Raw genomic sequence first — 16980 nt, forward strand, 5'->3', positions numbered from 1 at the left:
ATTTACACTTTGATTTTATAGCGCTTTCATGGTATAAAAAATAAGAAATGTTTCCAGATACTTGTAAATATGTTGCCTCTTGGAAATTAATTATTGAGGAGGATTTTTATGTACAGCTCATTAGAAAAAGAAATCAGTATCTTAACAAATAATAATAATTTAAGTTCAGAGTTTAATATTTGTGAGGTTGGTTATGAGAAATGTCGCTCAACCAAGCCTATGGAGTACGCACCGATCAATTATTGGGTGCTCCATTATTGTATCTCAGGAGAAGGATTTTTATCGACTCCTTTTTTTCCGGAACGAAAAATTACTGCAGGAGATTTTTTTATTATTCCTTCAAATTGTAAAAATGTTTATTATCCAAATCGTGACAACCCTTGGCAATATAGATGGGTTGGTTTTTCTGGTAATTTAGTTGCCGATTATTTTTCTAAAATGAAATTGGATAAACATAATTGTGTTATTAGTAGCTCCTTTGATCATAAAATGGATGTTCTTTTTCAGGATATCTATGACGAATTCAAAAGAGGCAATCTTTTTCGTACAAACGCCTCTTCATTTATTCTGTTCGACACGATCGACCATATTAATTTGAAGACAAATCACCTGTCACAGAGTGAAATTTTATTTAAGAACATCCTAAGTTACATCGACGACACTATGTCTGAAAATATTAGCATCAATCAAATTTCAAAATTCAATAACATCGATCGAACATATTTATATAAACTATTTAAGACCCACAAAGGTATGGGCCCTAGTGAATATATCCAGGAATTAAAAATGCAAAAAGCTTGTTCTTTGTTACGAAAAAGTTCATTGACTATCACTGAAATAGCTTATGAAACGGGATTCTCTTCCTCCTCATATTTTTCTAAATTTTTTCATGCTAAATTAGGTAACTCTCCTTCCACCTATCGCAAACAATTTATTATTAATTGATTGTTTTCATTCAGAGCATAAGAAGTCCTCATGAGTGTCCCACTCCTGAGGACTATTTGTCTGGGTTAACCTTTTTATTGTCTAACAACGATCCGACAAGTCAGGTAAATAACTATTTTTTAGCATCTCAAATGGTGAGTTGTATTTGCTAACAAGTTTATAAGATTTAACTCTAGTGATAAAAGCACTAGAGAGCAACTTGCTCTCATCAAAAGATATTTTTTAATGCTTTGCGTTCAGTGATCGCTTCATTTTTCTTTTCCTTAGTAATTTTTAGCATCTTAGAATTCTTCAGAAAAAGCAAAGTTCTTTCTTTGTTTCAGTTAAGATATTAAATAATAGCGTTATTGGCGATTATTTTTACTTCAATACCAATAGTTTTAGTAAGTCTTCACAATTTCAATATTCTCATGCATCTGTATTTATATCCTTATTACAATGCAAATAGAAAATCTCTAAATCATGTGAATAGTATGTAATAATTTTCTAATCCATCCTTCTACCTTAGAACAACTGACACTAGACGAAAAAATATCCACACCCAGATTATTAGGCTTTGAAGTAAAGTTTTGCTTATCATTACAGAATTGTTCATTGAATATCAGCTGCTATAAGTCTTCAAATAAAGATTTTATATCATTCTTGATAACTGAAATTGTTTCCACTAAAATATTGTATCAACAATCTAACTTCCTTTTCTCCGGTAGAAAATTTTGGTAGAAAAAAATAAAATAACACAAAAAAAGCGGCTTTTCAGCCGCTTTTGGTAGAAGATTGGAAAACTCAGATAGAAAAAGGACGATTTTAAGCTCTTTAGAACGTTGATAAATCCCCATTTTTACTAAGTTTTACCATTATTTCCGATACATCTTAAACTCCAAATACAAATCATTATAAATCCCCAAATACTTCGGTCCTAAATCTTTATAGACTTCCAAATGACTAATTGTTTCGTCATCTGGATAGAATTGTTTGTCGCTAGAAATACTGTTTGGCAACATGGCCAAGGCCTTTTTATTAGGGGTCGAATAGCCGATGTATTCAGCATTTTGTTTGGCATTTTCTGGTTTCAGCATAAAGTTGATAAAGTCGTATGCCCCCGTTTTGTTCTTAGAAGTCTTAGGGATCACGATATTATCAAACCAGAGATTCGATCCTTCTGGTGGGATCACATAGTGCAGGTGCTTATTTTCTGCCATCATGTCGGCTGCTTCACCGGAGAAGGTCACCGCTACCGCACTTTCTTCGTTTGCCATATACATCTTGATTTCATCAGCGACAATCGCTTTAACATTGGGAGTTAAGCTACTTAATTTGTTGATAGCTTGATTTAATTGAGGCATCTTTTTACTATTAATGGAATAGCCTAGTGTGGTCAACGAGAGCCCCATCACTTCCCGTGCGCCATCAATCAGCATGATATTATTTTTTAATTCCGGCCGCCACAAATCTTCCCAATGTTTGATCTTATCACCGGAAACAAACTTATCATTATAAACGATCCCTAATGTGCCCCAGAAATAGGGAATCGAGTATTGGTTGTTCTTGTCAAAATCCAAATCTAGAAAGCGCGAATCAATATTTTCTAAGCCGTGAATCTTTGTATGATCCAACGGCAGCAACAATTTTTCTTTTTTCATTTTTTGGATCATGTATTCACTGGGGATCGCGATGTCATAGGCGGTCCCGCCTTGCTTGATCTTGGCTTCCATCGCTTCATTTGAGTCAAAGGTTTCGTAATTGACTTTATAGCCGTATTCTTTTTCAAATTGTTTGATCAAATCAGGATCGATGTAGTCGCCCCAATTATAGATATTCAGCACTTTAGAGCCTGCATTAGAGGAATGATTTAAACGTACCACGACGAAGGTCAGCAATAGAATGATAGCGACGACGCCAATAATAAAGGACTGCAGCTTTCTCATTTGAGTACCGCCACCTCCTCAAATTCTCGTTTTCGTTTCCGCGCTTTTTTCGACGTATCGCGGCTGATAAAGTAATACCCCACGACTAAAACTAAAGAGAAAATAAATACGAGGGTCGATAAGGCATTAATTTCTAAACTGATTCCTTGCCGTGCCCGCGAATAAATTTCCACAGATAGCGTCGTGAAGCCATTACCAGTTACAAAGAAGGTCACAGCGAAATCATCCAGTGAATAAGTAAAGGCCATGAAATAACCCGCAATAATTCCCGGTGTTAAAAAGGGCAAAATAATATTGCTTAACACTTGAAAATTATTAGCCCCTAAATCTCGTGCCGCGTCGATCATGGAATCATTCATTTCCTTTAGCTTCGGCAAAACCATCAACACGACGATTGGAATACTAAAGGCGACATGGGACAACAAGACACTGACAAAGCCCAGCTGGAAGTTTTTCAAGACGCCTCCTAGCATGGTGAACAAAATCAAAAAGCTAGCACCGATAATAACGTCGGGTGACACCATTAAAATATTATTCAGTCCTAATAGCATATTCCGTGAATTGCGTTTCCTCGTATAATAAATTCCCATTGCGCCAAAAGTTCCAATCACAGTGGCTAGTAGAGCGGATAAAAACGCTAAGACAAATGTTTGCACGACAATACTAATTAAACGACGATCTGAAAACAAATTTTGATAGTGTTCCCACGTGAAGCCGGTAAAAGAACTCATATTTCCACCTTGATTAAAGGAATAAAAAATCAAATAGAAAATCGGAATATACAATAAGACAAACACAAAAATCAAATAAATAGTTGACCAAGAAAACTTGCTTCTTCTCATTTCACCCGACCTCCTTTTCTTTTCTCACCTGTCAGCATCATTACGATAAACATCGCAACAATCAAGATCACACCAATCGTCGAACCCATTCCCCAGTTTTGTGTCACCAAGAAATGTTCTTCAATCGCTGTTCCTAATGTAATCACTCGATTTCCGCCGATTAAACGAGTCAACATGAATAAAGAAAGTGACGGGATGAAGACAGCCTGAACGCCACTTTTTACCCCATTCAGCGACAGTGGAAAGATCACACGACGAAATGTATCCACACTATTCGCTCCAAGATCGCGACTGGCACTGATCAGAGAAGGATTGATTTCTTCTAATGCATTGAAAATCGGCATGATCATAAAAGGTAACTCGATGTAAGCCGCGACAAACATAAAACTAAAGTCGGTGAACAAAAGCTGCTTTTGTCCGATTCCAATAAAACTTAAAAAATCATTGACTGACCCATTGGCACTGAAAATTCCGATAAAGGCATAAGCTTTCAATAGTAAATTAATCCACGTTGGCAAAATGACTAATAGCAATAATAATTGCCGATGCTTTAACTTTGCTAAAAAATAAGCTGTTGGATAGCTGATCAAAAGTGTCATCAAAGTAATTAAGAAAGCAAACAGTACCGAATTGACCGTCATCATCAAATAGGTTTTCGAGGTCAAATACGTATGGTAATTGGCTAGAGTAAAATGACCATTCATATCAAAGAAAGATTGATAAATAATCAAGATAACCGGTGCGATGACAAAAAACAATAGCCAGAAAAAATATGGGATAGAGTAAAAACGACGCATATTTTTCATTACATACTCCCCTTTCTAATCCTCATAGCTGTCTAAACGCGCTTCAAAATCTTCTTCACTTTCGTTGAAACGCATCACGTGGATATCTTCTGGTTCAAAGGACAAGCCAACCTTACTGCCTTTTTTGGCTTTTTTAGTGGAATGCACCATCCACTCGTTGCCATCCGCGTCAATACAATTCATTTCATAATGCACACCACGGAACAATTGCGTATCGACAGTCACAACTAATTTGCCGTTTTCTGGTGTCGTTAAGCTTAAATCTTCCGGGCGTAAAACCACTTCTACCGGTTCATTAGGGCGCATTCCACCATCAACACATTCAAACGTCTTGCCGACAAATTTCACTAGGTTGTCTTCAACCATCTCACCGGCAACAATATTACTCTCTCCAACAAAATCCGCCACAAAATGATTGATCGGTTCATCGTAAATATCAACTGGTGTCCCACTTTGCACGATCTTCCCTTTATTCATAACAAAAATTTCATCACTCATCGCCAAGGCTTCTTCTTGGTCGTGGGTCACGAAAATAAACGTAATCCCCAGACGTTTTTGGAGTGCTCGTAATTCGTATTGCATATCTGTCCGCAATTTTAAGTCTAACGCAGACAAAGGTTCATCTAATAATAAAATTTTAGGCTCATTGACAATGGCGCGAGCAATTGCAACCCGTTGTCGCTGCCCACCAGACATTTCAGTGATCTCGCGATTTTCATAGCCAGGCAATTGAACTAGTTTCAAGGCTTCTAAAACGTTTTTCTCGATATCCTTTTTAGACATTTTTTTGATTTTCAATCCAAAAGCGACATTATCAAAAACATTCATATGAGGAAACAAGGCATAGTCTTGAAAGACGGTATTGACTTGGCGTTTATTAGCGGGGATCTCATTCATCCGTTTCCCCTCAAAAAAAATATCCCCCTCACTCACATCTGTAAAACCAGCGATAATTCTTAAAATCGTTGTTTTTCCACAGCCTGAAGGTCCCAATAACGTATAAAAACGCCCTTCCTCAATATCAAAGTTTATTTTTTTTAATACCGGATCATCTTCGTCGTATTGTTTGACGACATCTTTAAAAGAAATAATTGTGTTTGCCATGACTTCACGTCCTTCTTCTATAAATAGGATTCTGTTGCGACGATTAATACTTTACTAATCCCCGCCGCCTGATTTTGTAGCCGGTGGGGTTTGCTTGCCTCATAATAAATGCTTTCCCCTTGTTCTGCTTGATATAAAGTTTCGCCAAATTGCAAAGCGACTTTTCCCTCTAAGACATAAATGAACGTTTCAGAGAGTGACGGAGTAAATTGTTTATACTGACCTTTTTTATCTAAGGTTAATAAAATCGGCTCCATCTCTTTTTCGTTAGATTCAGGAATCAACCACTTAATATGATAGCCATGTTCTTCATCACTATAAAAAGTTGTGTCCTCATCTGTATAAACGATTTTTCGGTCCCCCGTTTTTTGCTTGAAAAATTCTGCGGGAGTGATGCCTAAAACTTCTAAAATATCAAAAAAAGTCTCCATTGAAGGAGAACTTAGGTCGCGTTCTAATTGAGAGATGTATCCCTTGGATAGATCTGTTCGTTCGCCTAGCTCTTCTTGTGTCAAATTTTTTTGAATTCTCAAATTACGCAGCTTCTCGCCGATCTCCATGGTTGTCTCCTCTAATTGTTTTTATAAAACAAGTTTTCTATTAGTAAACTTGTTGTTTAATAGCACCTTTTCTAGTATACGAAGTTTTATCTAAAAATCAAGCATTTTGAAAGAATTTTCTTTTGTGTTTTCCTTGGTTAAATAGGAAGGAAAGAAGTTTGCTTTTTCCTTCATTTCCGCTAAGATATATAGTAACCGAATTGTCTGCTGCTTTTTAAAACGATTAATGATAATTCGGCTTTAATAAGCGTATTACTATTACTAGTCGGGGATTTTTAACTTTTGAATTTCCCATATTTTAGGATGATTGATTGCATTGTTTTTTTAATTTTAGGAGGGATAATATGACTGAATATCGTCGTTTACGAGTATTAAGTGATGAGACCGTTCACACTGAAATAGAAACCTTTGAAAAGCCTGAGATTAGCGAAGGCGAAGTTTTAATTGCTGTTCGTTATTCTAGTATCAACTATAAAGATGCCTTAGCCACAAAAGCTAATACAGGCGTGCTCCGTGATTATCCAATGACACCAGGGATCGACCTTGCCGGGAAAATTTTGACTTCAAATGACCCAAACTTTCAACTAGGTGATTCCGTTTTGATTACCGGCTATGGCTTAGGCGTGAAACAAGACGGCGGCTTAAGTCAACTGCAAGTCGTACCAGCCGCTTGGTGTGTGAAAATCCCCGCGGGTCTAGATGAAAAACAAGTAATGACCTTTGGAACCGCCGGCTTCACCGCTGCTCTTGCCGTGGATGCTTTGCAGATGCACGGATTGACCTCTGATAGTCGTGTTCTTGTAACTGGGGCAACCGGTGGTGTTGGCAGCTTTGCCATTCACTTTCTAAAACAAATCGGCTGCAAAGAAATCATTGCTTTAAGCCGCAAAGAAGATCAAAAAGATTATTTGACCAAATTGGGGGCAACCTCTGTCGTCTCACCAACCGAATTATTTCCAGAAAAAAATCGTCCGTTAAATAAACAACTCACTGATTTTGTCGTAGATACAGTCGGAGGTGACACATTGGCCAAAGTTTTACCTTTCGTTAATTATGGTGGTAGCCTAGCTTTATGTGGCAATGCTGGTGGAATCAAGTTAACAACGACGGTCTTGCCATTTATTCTGCGAGGTGTTAATTTATTAGGCATCGACTCAGTGGAAGCTTCCATGAATCAGAGACAAAAGCTTTGGCAAAAAATGGCTGACGAATGGACTTTACCAGCAGACATATCTGTCCAAGAAATTACGTTAGAACAAGTTCCAGCTGTCGCAGATGCACTGTTAGCTGGCAAACATATTGGTCGAACCATTGTTGATTTAGAAGCTTAATCCACTTTGATTAGAAGAAATAGACATGGTGTTTTAAAAAAATGAATGCTTTATTATTGAACTAGGAGGAAATCAAGTATGAGAATTCTCATTACTTCCGGGGGAACATCCGAAAAAATCGACGATGTACGGGCCATCACGAATCATTCCAGTGGCAAACTAGGTAAAGCAATTGCCGAAACCTTCGCTGCGGACGGTGCAACAATCGATCTAATCACGACCCGGCAGGCGGTCAATGTCGAAGGCGAGACGATCCATCCTCACTATATTGAATCAACCGCAGATTTAGAACGAATGCTAAAAGAGTTAATGTCTGAAAATAATTATGAGGCAGTCATCCATAGTATGGCGGTCAGTGATTTCACACCAGAAAGCTCCGTCACACTTGAAGATTTAGAAATAGCCATCGCTAAACAGCCAAGTGATTTGCCAACAGAACTAGCCAAGCTTGATGCGCAGCGGACTGAGAAAAAAATTTCTTCTGACACTGATCATTTAGTGATCGTTTTGAAAAAAAATCCTAAAATCATTTCATTGATCAAACAATTACAGCCTGACACGATCTTAGTTGGCTTTAAGCTGTTGGTAGATGTACCAATGATCGAATTATTGAATGTAGCGAAAAAGAGCCTCGAAAAAAACCATGCTGATTTTATTTTAGCCAATGACTTAACCGAAATTCACGGTGAAAAACATCACGGCTATCTTATCAATCAGCAGCAAAAAGTCAAAGAGGCTCATACCAAAACAGAGATTGCTGAATTAATAAAAAAAGAAGTCATGGAGTTGGAGGAAAAGAAATGAAAACTATTTTGTTAGGTATCAGCGGCAGTATCTCTGCTTATAAAGCAGCTGACATCACCAATCAATTAACTAAAATGGGATATAAAGTCGATGTGATCATGACCAAAAGCAGTACCGAATTTATTACTCCTTTGACGATTCAATCCCTCTCCCATCGCCGGGTTCATCTTGATGTGATGGAGGAACCAGATGTGGCCTTGATCAACCACATCGCTTTAGCCAAAGCGGCCGATTTATTTTTAGTTGCTCCTGCTTCTGCTAACACTGTTGGAAAACTAGCGAACGGTATTGCCGATGATTTATTATCAACCGTTGCTTTAGCCTTATTACCTGAGACACCAAAAATCATCGCGCCAGCAATGAATACGTATATGTATCAAAACCCGATCGTCCAAAGAAACCTGACGACCTTGAAAGAAGTTGGCTACCAAGAAATCGAACCGCGAGAAGCCTTGTTGGCTTGCGGAGATTATGGCCGTGGCGCGTTAGCGGACATTACAGATATTATTCATGCTGTAAATACGACATTAAAGGAGTAACTATGAAAGACCAAAATGTTAAAAGCTTTACTTTGACTGCTATGTTTTTAGCCATCATGATTATTTTAGCGGTGACCCCGCTTGGTTTTATTCCCATCGGGCCAATCAATGCTACCACCATGCATATTCCGGTGATCATCGCCTCGATTATTTTAGGTCCAAGGATTGGTGCTGGACTAGGTACCGTCTTCGGCGTGATCAGCTTGGCTCGTGCCACGGTGGTCATCACACCGATGTCCTTTGTCTTTTCACCTTTTATCGCCAATCCATTGACGAATCATGGCGACTGGCGGGCTGTCATCGTCGCAATTGTCCCTCGCATTTTGATTGGGGTCATTCCTTACTTTGTCTATAAAGGATTGCATCCTTTCATGAAAGAAAAAGCCCGACCCGTTAGTCTATTCATTGCTGGCTTGGCGGGGTCGATGACAAACACGATCTTAGTCATGAACTTGATTTTCTTTTTCTTTAAAGACAGTTACGCCGACGTATTACAGGTGACTGCCAACGCCGTCTATGGCGTCATCTTAGGCATTATTTTCGGTAGCGGCTTAGTCGAAGCCATCGTCGCCGGCATCGCAACGATGGGCGTTTGCTCCGTATTATTACGTTTAATGAAAAAATAAAAAATACTTGCTAGAAACTATTTCAGCTTTCTAGCAAGTATTTTTTATTTAGGCTCTTCACCAATGATCCGGACTTCGGTGTCTAAAGTCACATCAAATTTTTCTTTGATCGTTTTTTGGATATGGGCAATCAATTCAATGTAATCTGTCGCTGTTGCATTGTTTATATTCACAATGAAGCCTGCATGTTTCTCAGATATTTGCGCGCCGCCCCAGACTAAGCCCTGTAAACCCGCATCTTGAATTAATTTTCCAGTGAAATGACCCACTGGCCGTTTGAAAACACTGCCGCATGATGGGTATTCCAGCGGTTGTTTCAACTGACGCAGTTCAGTCAGCTCCTTCATTCGTTTTTCGATTTGAACCGTGTCACCAGCCGCTAGTGTAAAGCGAGCGGCTAACACGATAGCTGGTTGTTCTTGAACAGTTGAGTGACGATAAGCAAAATGCATATCACTGTTGGTCCATGTTTCAATGGTGCCATCGGCTAATAAAATATCCGCTGATTCAAAAACATCTTGTAGTTGTCCATCATACGCGCCGGCGTTCATAAAGACCGCCCCCCCGATACTTCCGGGAATTCCACAGGCAAATTCAAAGCCGGTCAAGGAATGATCCAATGCCACATAGGTGGTATCGATCAATTTCGCCCCTGCCTGCGCCGTAATTACGTTTTCTTCGACCCGAATTGTGGTCATTTCTGTTAACATGATCACTACCCCGCGAATACCGCCATCTCTGACGATCAAATTACTGGCATTGCCTAACACGATCCACGGAATAGCCTGTTCACGACAATAATCCACTAATGCTTTCACATCATTGTTGTCTTTGGGAAATGCTAGAGCGTCCACGGGACCGCCGGTTTTTGTAAAGGTGTAATTCATTAAAGGTTCATCCAAAAGGATTTTCAAATTAGGTAAAGCCTTCGTTAACTCCATTGTTTTCACTTTGATAAGCCCTTCTCCTTCGATACGGATAAATTTTTCAACATCTTTGCTATTTTAGCACGTGGTAAAAAATCTTACCACCCTTATAGTTGATGACGAATATGCTGACGCAACATTTGGGCACATAATTCATGACTAAGTAGAACATTTTCTTGACGTAAATCAATAGACTTCCTCTGCAAAGCCGCAATAAATGTTTGGACTAATTGTTGGAAGCCGCGTTTTTCTAAAGTCGTGGTCCAATCACCAAAGCGTGGCACTTCTTCTATCTGTCCCCGTTTGATCCTTAAATCCGTCAGCTGTTCTAAAATCATCGTTTGTTCTGGTGAGCTGACTTGATAGCGTTCCAGCTTACCACCACTCATAAGATCCATCGATAAAATACATTCAGTTGTAGCGGTGGAAAGTTGCATTTGCGCATAAACCATCTGCCCTTTTTCTTCGCGAAGCTTAGAATGAACGCTCATGATCTCGTCATCCAGTAAGTACACGGCTGTATCCACTAAATGAATAAATAAATCATAGATACCATATTGCGTATCCATGGCATGATTTGGCTCATTTTTCTGCAACTGAATGACTCGTTTTTCTGGCAACTGTTTCAACTGCTCGACCATGGGTGCAAACCTACGATTAAACCCTACCATAAATAACAGTTGCTTTTCTTTAGCTAAGTCATCCAGCGCTTGAACTTCTTGATAGCTTTCACTAACCGGCTTATCCATGAAAACCGCTACACCAGCCTCCAAACATTTTTTTGCCAGCTCGAAATGAACCTTTGTCGCTGCATGAATAAAACAAGCGGTGATTTCTTCCGCTAAAAGCTCGTCAATGGTAGCAACTGTTTTGGCAAAACTATACTCATCCGCAATTTTTTGACGTGTTGCTTCGTTTCGCGTAGCAAAAATAAATTCTGCCTGATCACGCATTTTCGCGTAGGTTGGCAAATAGGCTTTTTGGGCAATACCCCCGATGCCGATGACTCCGATTTTCATAGTTAAAAACTCCTTTTTAATCGTTTCTATTTTATACTGAACTGTTAGACTGGCAACTTTGCTTTATTGCCTTTTTTCGTTACAATGAACTCATCTCAAATGTTACGGAGGAATGGATAATGAAATTAATTTCTTGGAACGTCAACGGCTTACGCGCCGTGATGAAAAAGAATTTTATGGAAGACTTCAATAAATTGGATGCTGATTTTTTCTGTCTACAAGAAACCAAACTACAAGCTGGTCAAATCGAGATGGATCTACCTGGCTATTATGAGTATTGGAATTATGCCGAGAAAAAAGGCTACTCTGGTACGGCCATTTTTACCAAGCACGAACCAATGAATGTTACCTATGGTTTAGGTATTGAGGAACACGATCAAGAAGGTCGCCTGATCACGCTGGAATACCCCGAATATTTTGTCATCACTTGTTACACGCCAAATTCGCAAAATGAATTAAAGCGATTGGACTATCGAATGGCTTGGGAAGAAGCCTTCCTAAATTATCTCAATGGCCTAAAGGAAAAGAAACCGGTGATCTTTTGTGGTGATTTGAATGTTGCTCACGAAAACATCGATTTAAAAAATTGGAAGACCAATCAGAAAAATGCCGGCTTTACTCCGCAGGAACGTGAAAAATTCAGTATCTTATTAGAGAACGGCTACATTGATACCTTCCGTCACTTCTATCCCGATCAAGCAGGCATCTATTCTTGGTGGAGCTACCGCTTCAATGCCCGCAAAAACAATGCCGGATGGCGGATCGACTATTTTGTTGTATCCGAAGATTTGAAAGACAAGTTGCAAGACGCGAAAATCCATACAGAAATTTTTGGCAGTGACCATTGCCCTGTTGAATTAGACATTACTCTTTAAAAAGAGTAATGCTGGTCCATTAACTCGGATACAAAGAAAAAAATAGGTTAAAACAATGGAGAAGAGGTGAATCAATTGAATTTTATCGCAATGGACTTTGAAACAGCGACTTACGAGGCACATAGCGCCTGCTCGTTAGCCCTAGTTATGGTAAAAAATAGTCAAATCGTCGGTGAATACTATTCGTTGATCAAACCAGAGACGGACTTCTTCTGGAAAAATATTCAAATTCACGGAATTCATCCCGAAAATGTGGCAGACGCACCCAAATTCCCAGACGTGTGGCAAGAAATTAAACAATACTATCAAGAAAATCGCTTGATTGTCGCTCATAACGCTGGCTTTGATACGAAAGTTTTAGCAGGCTGTCTCGATTACTATCACATTCAGCAGCCATCCTATCTTTCCCTTTGTACTGTGCGGACAAGCCGTAAGCTATTTCCTGAGATGCCGAATCATCGTTTAAACACGGTCTGTGACGAATTGGCGATCCCTTTGGAGCATCACCACGATGCGTTAGAAGATAGCCGTGCCTGTGCGAAGATTCTGCTTTACCAAGAAGATCATTTTGGGGTTGATCCGTTAAAAAAATTAGTCTTACCGATGTGATGAAACCGGAGCTGGGATATTAATAGAATCCCAGCTTCTATTTACATACAACCGTGGCTCAGAAATAACTTCTTTCTCAACTTCTTCAGTCGATCATTTTACTCATTAATAAAACATCCAAGAACACTCCTTGCGCATCTCGTGCCCCTCGGTGCATAATTGCTTCCGTCTCAAAACCAAATTTTTGATACAAGCGGATCGCTCGTTCATTTCTTTTTTGCACAGTCAATTCTAATCGTGCTAATGGTGAAACGGTTTCGCTCCAATAGATTGCCTCATCCAATAATGCAGAGCCTAAACCAATCCCCCAAAACTCTTTTAAGACACTGATCCCCAGCTCGCCAATATGAGCCACTGTAAATTCTGGTGCTGCTTTGACAGAAGCCAGTCCGACAATTTTTTCATCTGCTAACGCGACTAATAACAAATTATTTTCACTTTCGTAGAGATCAGCTAGCTGTAGACTCAATAATTCTTCGCTAAGCCCTAATCCCACTTCATCCATGATTAAAAAATCTGTCTCTTTTGCGATTTGGCGGCTAACTTTTAATAGCGCTTTTGCATCTGCTGGAATCGCTTCACGTAAAGTAATCTCTACCTCACTCATTTTTCTTCCCACGCTTTCATGATGCGCGCTTGAAAGTTTTCCGCCGCTGTTCCATGGGGCGTTAATTCGACCCGGCGTAGATTTTCATCTCCTTCATCCTTTGAAAGAATCAGCTCCAAATAATCTTCCGGTACGTAGTCCCCTAATTGTCGGCCCCACTCGATCACTGAAAGCCCATCACCTTCAAAATAGTCATCTAAACCGAGATCGTCCGCTCCCCCTTCGATTCGATACACGTCCATATGATAGAGTGGCAAACGCCCTTGCTGATATTCGCGAATGATCGTATACGTCGGACTTTTGATCATTTGATCGATCCCTAGCCCTAAAGCAATTCCCTTCGTCAAAGTTGTTTTTCCCGCACCGAGATCACCGGTCAAGACTAAATTATCGCTAGGTTCCGCCGCTGCGCCAATGATCTTTCCTAATTCTTCCGTTGTTGCTGTATTTATTAACGTTATCACGCTGATCCCCCTCTTTTCTACACCCATCAGTATACCGATTTGTGGGCTATGAGAAAAGGAATTCGTGATATAAACCCAAAAAAAGCAAGAAACCTAAAATGGATTCTTGCCTTACTGTTTGTTCTATTTAATGAATAAAACTTAGTTCATCAATGTTTGAGCTGCGGTAATAATAGATAATTTGTACACATCTTCTTCGTTTGAACCACGAGAAAGGTCTGAGATTGGTTTGTTCAAGCCTTGTAAGATTGGTCCAATTGCTTCAAAGCCACCGAAGCGTTGTGCAATTTTGTAGCCGATGTTTCCTGATTGTAATTCTGGGAAAACAAAGACTGTCGCTTGTCCAGCAACTTTTGATTCAGGTGCTTTTAATTGTGCCACACCAGGAATATAAGCGGCATCAAACTGTAATTCACCGTCGATTAAATAATCAGGAGCTAATTCTTGTGCAATTTTGGTTGCTTCTGCCACTTTGTCTACCTCAGGTGATTTGGCAGAGCCTTTAGTTGAGAAGCTCATCATAGCAACTTTAGGTTCAATATCGAATAGTTCAGCAGTTTTTGCTGATTCGACAGCGATTTCTGCTAATTCTTGCGCATTTGGATTCACATTGATGGCACAGTCAGAGAACAAGTATTTCTCTTGGTCACGGCCGCGAACCATTAAGAAAGCACCGCTTGTCCGGCTGATACCAGGTTTTGTTTTAATGATTTGTAACGCTGGACGTACAGTATCCCCTGTTGAGTGGATCGCACCAGAAACCATTCCATCAGTGATGCCCATGTATGTCAGCATTGTGCCGAAGTAGTTTTCATCTTTAAGAATTTTTTCAGCATCTTCTTTGGTTACTTTACCTTTACGGCGTTCAACAAATGCTTCCACCATTTCATCCCAACGATCAAAATGATCTGGATCAATAATCGTAAAATTACCTAAAGCGATTCCACGAGCATTCGCAGCTTTTTCAACTTCATTCACGTTTCCGATCAAGATTGGTTCTACTAGTTCCTCCGCTCTTAGACGTGCAGCGGCACCTAAAATCCGTGCGTCCGTTGCTTCAGGAAATGCCACTTTAATGTTACGGCGAATAATCTTAAATTTTAAACTATCAAATAGATCCACGATAAAACCCTCCAGAAATTTATTTCTTACTTATCATACAACAATTCACAAGAAAAGAAAAGGACAGAATAAAACATCTGTACTACTAATTAGAATCCAATAAACTTGAATGAAGAACCTTTTCACAATCTGTGTCTATAACAGAAAACGTTGTCATACTACACTGTTTCAGGCAGTTGCCAATCGATCGGCTGCTCGTTCCATTCTTGCAAGATTTGATTGGTTTGGGAAAATGGTTTTGATCCAAAGAAGCCGCGATGTGCCGACAATGGCGATGGATGAACTGACTTGATCACCGCGTGTTTTGTAGTATCGATCATTTTTATTTTTTCTTGAGCCGGCTTGCCCCATAAAATAAACACGATTGGTTTTTCCCGCTCATTCAAGCGTTCGATAATAGCATCTGTTAATTGCTCCCAGCCCTGTCCCCGATGAGAATAAGCCTGACCTTCCCTGACCGTCAACACGGTGTTCAGCAACAGTACCCCTTGCTTGGCCCAGCTAACTAAATTTCCGTGTTGAACCGGTGGGATTCCAAGATCACTTTCCATTTCTTTATAAATATTCCGCAAAGACGGTGGAATCTTAACCCCAGGCTGAACTGAAAATGAAAGGCCGTGGGCTTGATCCACACCATGATAAGGGTCCTGCCCTAGAATCACGACTTTCACTTGATCATAAGGCGTCAATTCCAAAGCTTCAAACATATGATACATATCCGGATGAATTTTTTGTGTCTGGTATTCATCTTTTAAAAATTCTCGCAGCTTCAAATAATACGGCGCTTGGAATTGGTCTGCTAGAACAGTTTGCCACTCATTGTGGATGATTTCTTTCATAGCGTACACTCCTAATGAATTTTTTTGTTGGCTTATTGCAAATTTTTCAATTACTCAGCTAATTCTTTTTTAAGAATAAATCCGACATGGTTATCCTCTCTGGGATTATGGTACACTATCGGTGAATGATAAGAAAGCTAGGTGAACAATTTTGATCAAACTTATTGCCTCCGATATGGACGGGACATTATTAAATAATCATATGCGGGTTCCGACAGCCAATATCGAAGCCATCAAAAAAGCTCGAGCACAAGGAATTGAGTTTATTACAGCAACCGGTCGTGGAATGAGTCATGCAAAGATCTCTTTAGACGAGGCGAAGATCCATGTACCGATGATTTTATTAAATGGTGCTCACGTGGTGAATGCCCAACGTGAAACAATTTTCACGATTCCTATTGGTCTAGAAAAAACGCTCGCCGTAATGGATGCAATTGAAACGGCTGGCTTGTACTACGAGATTTTCACTGCAGAGCATGTCTATTCAGAGAACCATTCCAAGCGGATTGAATTTGTTTCAGAACATCTACTAAGCAGAGATCCTGAACTATCGAAAAAAATGGCGATTGCCGCTTCCTCAGATCATTTGACCTTGACACCAATCGATTATGTGGAGAATATTCGCCAAACGTTAAAAGAAACTGGCGAAGACGTCTTGAAGATCATCGCTTTTGATAAAAATGGCCCAGAACTGTTAAAAGAAGTCACAATCGAATTAGAAAAAATCGGTGACCTGGCCATTGCGGCTTCTGAATTAACCAATATTGAAATCAATCATGTCAATGCCCAAAAAGGAATCGCCTTGAAACAATTCGCTGAGCAACGCGGCTTTACTTCAGACGAAGTCATGGCCTTTGGCGATAATTTCAACGATGTCTCAATGCTGACTTATGCCGGCAACAGCTATGCGATGGCCAATGCCGCTTTAGAAATTAAAAAGATCGCGAAACACGTCACGGATACGAATGAAGAAAATGGTGTCGCAACGGCAATCGAAAAAATCCTTTCTGAGTGATAAAACAAAGGTGTGAATCAAC

The 16980-nt window shown here is 39.7% G+C and carries 19 protein-coding genes; 8 read left to right on the plus strand and 11 right to left on the minus strand.

Annotated elements, in window-relative coordinates; translation table 11 throughout:
• Positions 1–108 precede the first annotated feature (108 nt).
• Positions 109–945: an AraC family transcriptional regulator gene (locus tag FFM67_RS09125; RefSeq protein WP_137614261.1), complete on the plus strand. Its 837-nt coding sequence runs from the start codon at positions 109–111 to the stop codon at positions 943–945.
• 854 nt (positions 946–1799) lie between these two features.
• Here FFM67_RS09125 and FFM67_RS09130 read toward each other — a convergent pair.
• From FFM67_RS09130 to FFM67_RS09150, 5 genes are read right to left on the minus strand one after another with little or no spacing between them, the layout of a single operon-like run.
• Positions 1800–2870: an ABC transporter substrate-binding protein gene (locus tag FFM67_RS09130; RefSeq protein ID WP_137614262.1), complete on the minus strand. Its 1071-nt coding sequence runs from the start codon at positions 2868–2870 to the stop codon at positions 1800–1802.
• Positions 2867–3712 (minus strand): ABC transporter permease, encoded by an 846-nt coding sequence (locus tag FFM67_RS09135; RefSeq protein WP_137614263.1) that lies wholly within the window; start codon positions 3710–3712, stop codon positions 2867–2869. Before FFM67_RS09135 ends, FFM67_RS09130 begins: the two co-directional genes overlap by 4 nt.
• Complete coding sequence (locus FFM67_RS09140) at positions 3709–4518, minus strand: ABC transporter permease (protein ID WP_137614264.1); 810 nt, start codon at positions 4516–4518, stop codon at positions 3709–3711. The genes FFM67_RS09135 and FFM67_RS09140 overlap by 4 nt, the downstream gene beginning before the upstream one ends.
• A 15-nt stretch (positions 4519–4533) precedes the next feature.
• Complete coding sequence (locus FFM67_RS09145) at positions 4534–5622, minus strand: ABC transporter ATP-binding protein (protein WP_137614265.1); 1089 nt, start codon at positions 5620–5622, stop codon at positions 4534–4536.
• 17 nt (positions 5623–5639) lie between these two features.
• Positions 5640–6182: a helix-turn-helix domain-containing protein gene (locus FFM67_RS09150; protein WP_137614266.1), complete on the minus strand. Its 543-nt coding sequence runs from the start codon at positions 6180–6182 to the stop codon at positions 5640–5642.
• 344 nt (positions 6183–6526) lie between these two features.
• Here FFM67_RS09150 and FFM67_RS09155 point away from each other — a divergent pair, with 344 nt between their 5' ends.
• From FFM67_RS09155 to FFM67_RS09170, 4 genes are all read left to right on the plus strand, one after another.
• Entirely contained in the window at positions 6527–7513 is a 987-nt protein-coding gene (locus FFM67_RS09155) for a YhdH/YhfP family quinone oxidoreductase (RefSeq protein ID WP_137614267.1), read from the plus strand.
• A 78-nt stretch (positions 7514–7591) separates the two neighbouring features.
• On the plus strand, positions 7592–8317 hold the full coding sequence (locus tag FFM67_RS09160) for a phosphopantothenate--cysteine ligase (protein ID WP_137614268.1): 726 nt from the start codon (positions 7592–7594) through the stop codon (positions 8315–8317).
• On the plus strand, positions 8314–8856 hold the full coding sequence (coaC, locus tag FFM67_RS09165; RefSeq protein WP_137614269.1) for a phosphopantothenoylcysteine decarboxylase: 543 nt from the start codon (positions 8314–8316) through the stop codon (positions 8854–8856). Before FFM67_RS09160 ends, coaC begins: the two co-directional genes overlap by 4 nt.
• A gap of 2 nt (positions 8857–8858) precedes the next feature.
• Positions 8859–9482, plus strand: coding sequence for an ECF transporter S component (locus FFM67_RS09170; protein WP_137614270.1), 624 nt, complete (start codon positions 8859–8861; stop codon positions 9480–9482).
• A gap of 44 nt (positions 9483–9526) precedes the next feature.
• Here the strand turns inward: FFM67_RS09170 and murB are convergent, their stop codons facing one another.
• Together murB and FFM67_RS09180 are read right to left on the minus strand one after the other, a co-directional pair.
• Positions 9527–10423 carry a UDP-N-acetylmuramate dehydrogenase gene (murB, locus tag FFM67_RS09175; RefSeq protein WP_137614289.1) on the minus strand — a complete coding sequence of 299 codons (897 nt, stop codon included), beginning with the start codon at positions 10421–10423 and terminating at the stop codon, positions 9527–9529.
• A gap of 92 nt (positions 10424–10515) precedes the next feature.
• Positions 10516–11427, minus strand: a complete 912-nt coding sequence (locus FFM67_RS09180) for a Gfo/Idh/MocA family protein (protein ID WP_137614271.1) — start codon at positions 11425–11427, stop codon at positions 10516–10518.
• Between the two features lie 119 nt (positions 11428–11546).
• Here FFM67_RS09180 and FFM67_RS09185 point away from each other — a divergent pair, with 119 nt between their 5' ends.
• Both FFM67_RS09185 and FFM67_RS09190 read left to right on the plus strand, forming a co-directional pair.
• Entirely contained in the window at positions 11547–12302 is a 756-nt protein-coding gene (locus tag FFM67_RS09185) for an exodeoxyribonuclease III (protein WP_137614272.1), read from the plus strand.
• 75 nt (positions 12303–12377) lie between these two features.
• The gene (locus tag FFM67_RS09190) at positions 12378–12911 is read left to right on the plus strand and encodes a 3'-5' exonuclease (protein ID WP_137614273.1); all 534 of its coding nucleotides are present in this window, start codon (positions 12378–12380) and stop codon (positions 12909–12911) included.
• Between the two features lie 85 nt (positions 12912–12996).
• Here the strand turns inward: FFM67_RS09190 and FFM67_RS09195 are convergent, their stop codons facing one another.
• From FFM67_RS09195 to FFM67_RS09210, 4 genes are all read right to left on the minus strand, one after another.
• Positions 12997–13518, minus strand: coding sequence for a GNAT family N-acetyltransferase (locus FFM67_RS09195; protein WP_137614274.1), 522 nt, complete (start codon positions 13516–13518; stop codon positions 12997–12999).
• Positions 13515–13982: a tRNA (adenosine(37)-N6)-threonylcarbamoyltransferase complex ATPase subunit type 1 TsaE gene (gene tsaE / locus FFM67_RS09200; protein WP_246042969.1), complete on the minus strand. Its 468-nt coding sequence runs from the start codon at positions 13980–13982 to the stop codon at positions 13515–13517. The genes FFM67_RS09195 and tsaE overlap by 4 nt, the downstream gene beginning before the upstream one ends.
• Before the next feature lie 141 nt (positions 13983–14123).
• The gene (gene pta, locus FFM67_RS09205; protein WP_137614276.1) at positions 14124–15104 is read right to left on the minus strand and encodes a phosphate acetyltransferase; all 981 of its coding nucleotides are present in this window, start codon (positions 15102–15104) and stop codon (positions 14124–14126) included.
• A gap of 158 nt (positions 15105–15262) precedes the next feature.
• The gene (locus FFM67_RS09210; RefSeq protein WP_137614277.1) at positions 15263–15943 is read right to left on the minus strand and encodes a uracil-DNA glycosylase; all 681 of its coding nucleotides are present in this window, start codon (positions 15941–15943) and stop codon (positions 15263–15265) included.
• Positions 15944–16094: 151 nt separating this feature from the next.
• Between FFM67_RS09210 and FFM67_RS09215 the strand changes: the two genes are divergently transcribed.
• The gene (locus FFM67_RS09215; protein WP_137614278.1) at positions 16095–16958 is read left to right on the plus strand and encodes a Cof-type HAD-IIB family hydrolase; all 864 of its coding nucleotides are present in this window, start codon (positions 16095–16097) and stop codon (positions 16956–16958) included.
• Positions 16959–16980 lie beyond the last annotated feature (22 nt).

The organism is Enterococcus viikkiensis (assembly GCF_005405345.1).
GTDB classification, from domain to species: domain Bacteria; phylum Bacillota; class Bacilli; order Lactobacillales; family Enterococcaceae; genus Enterococcus_A; species Enterococcus_A viikkiensis.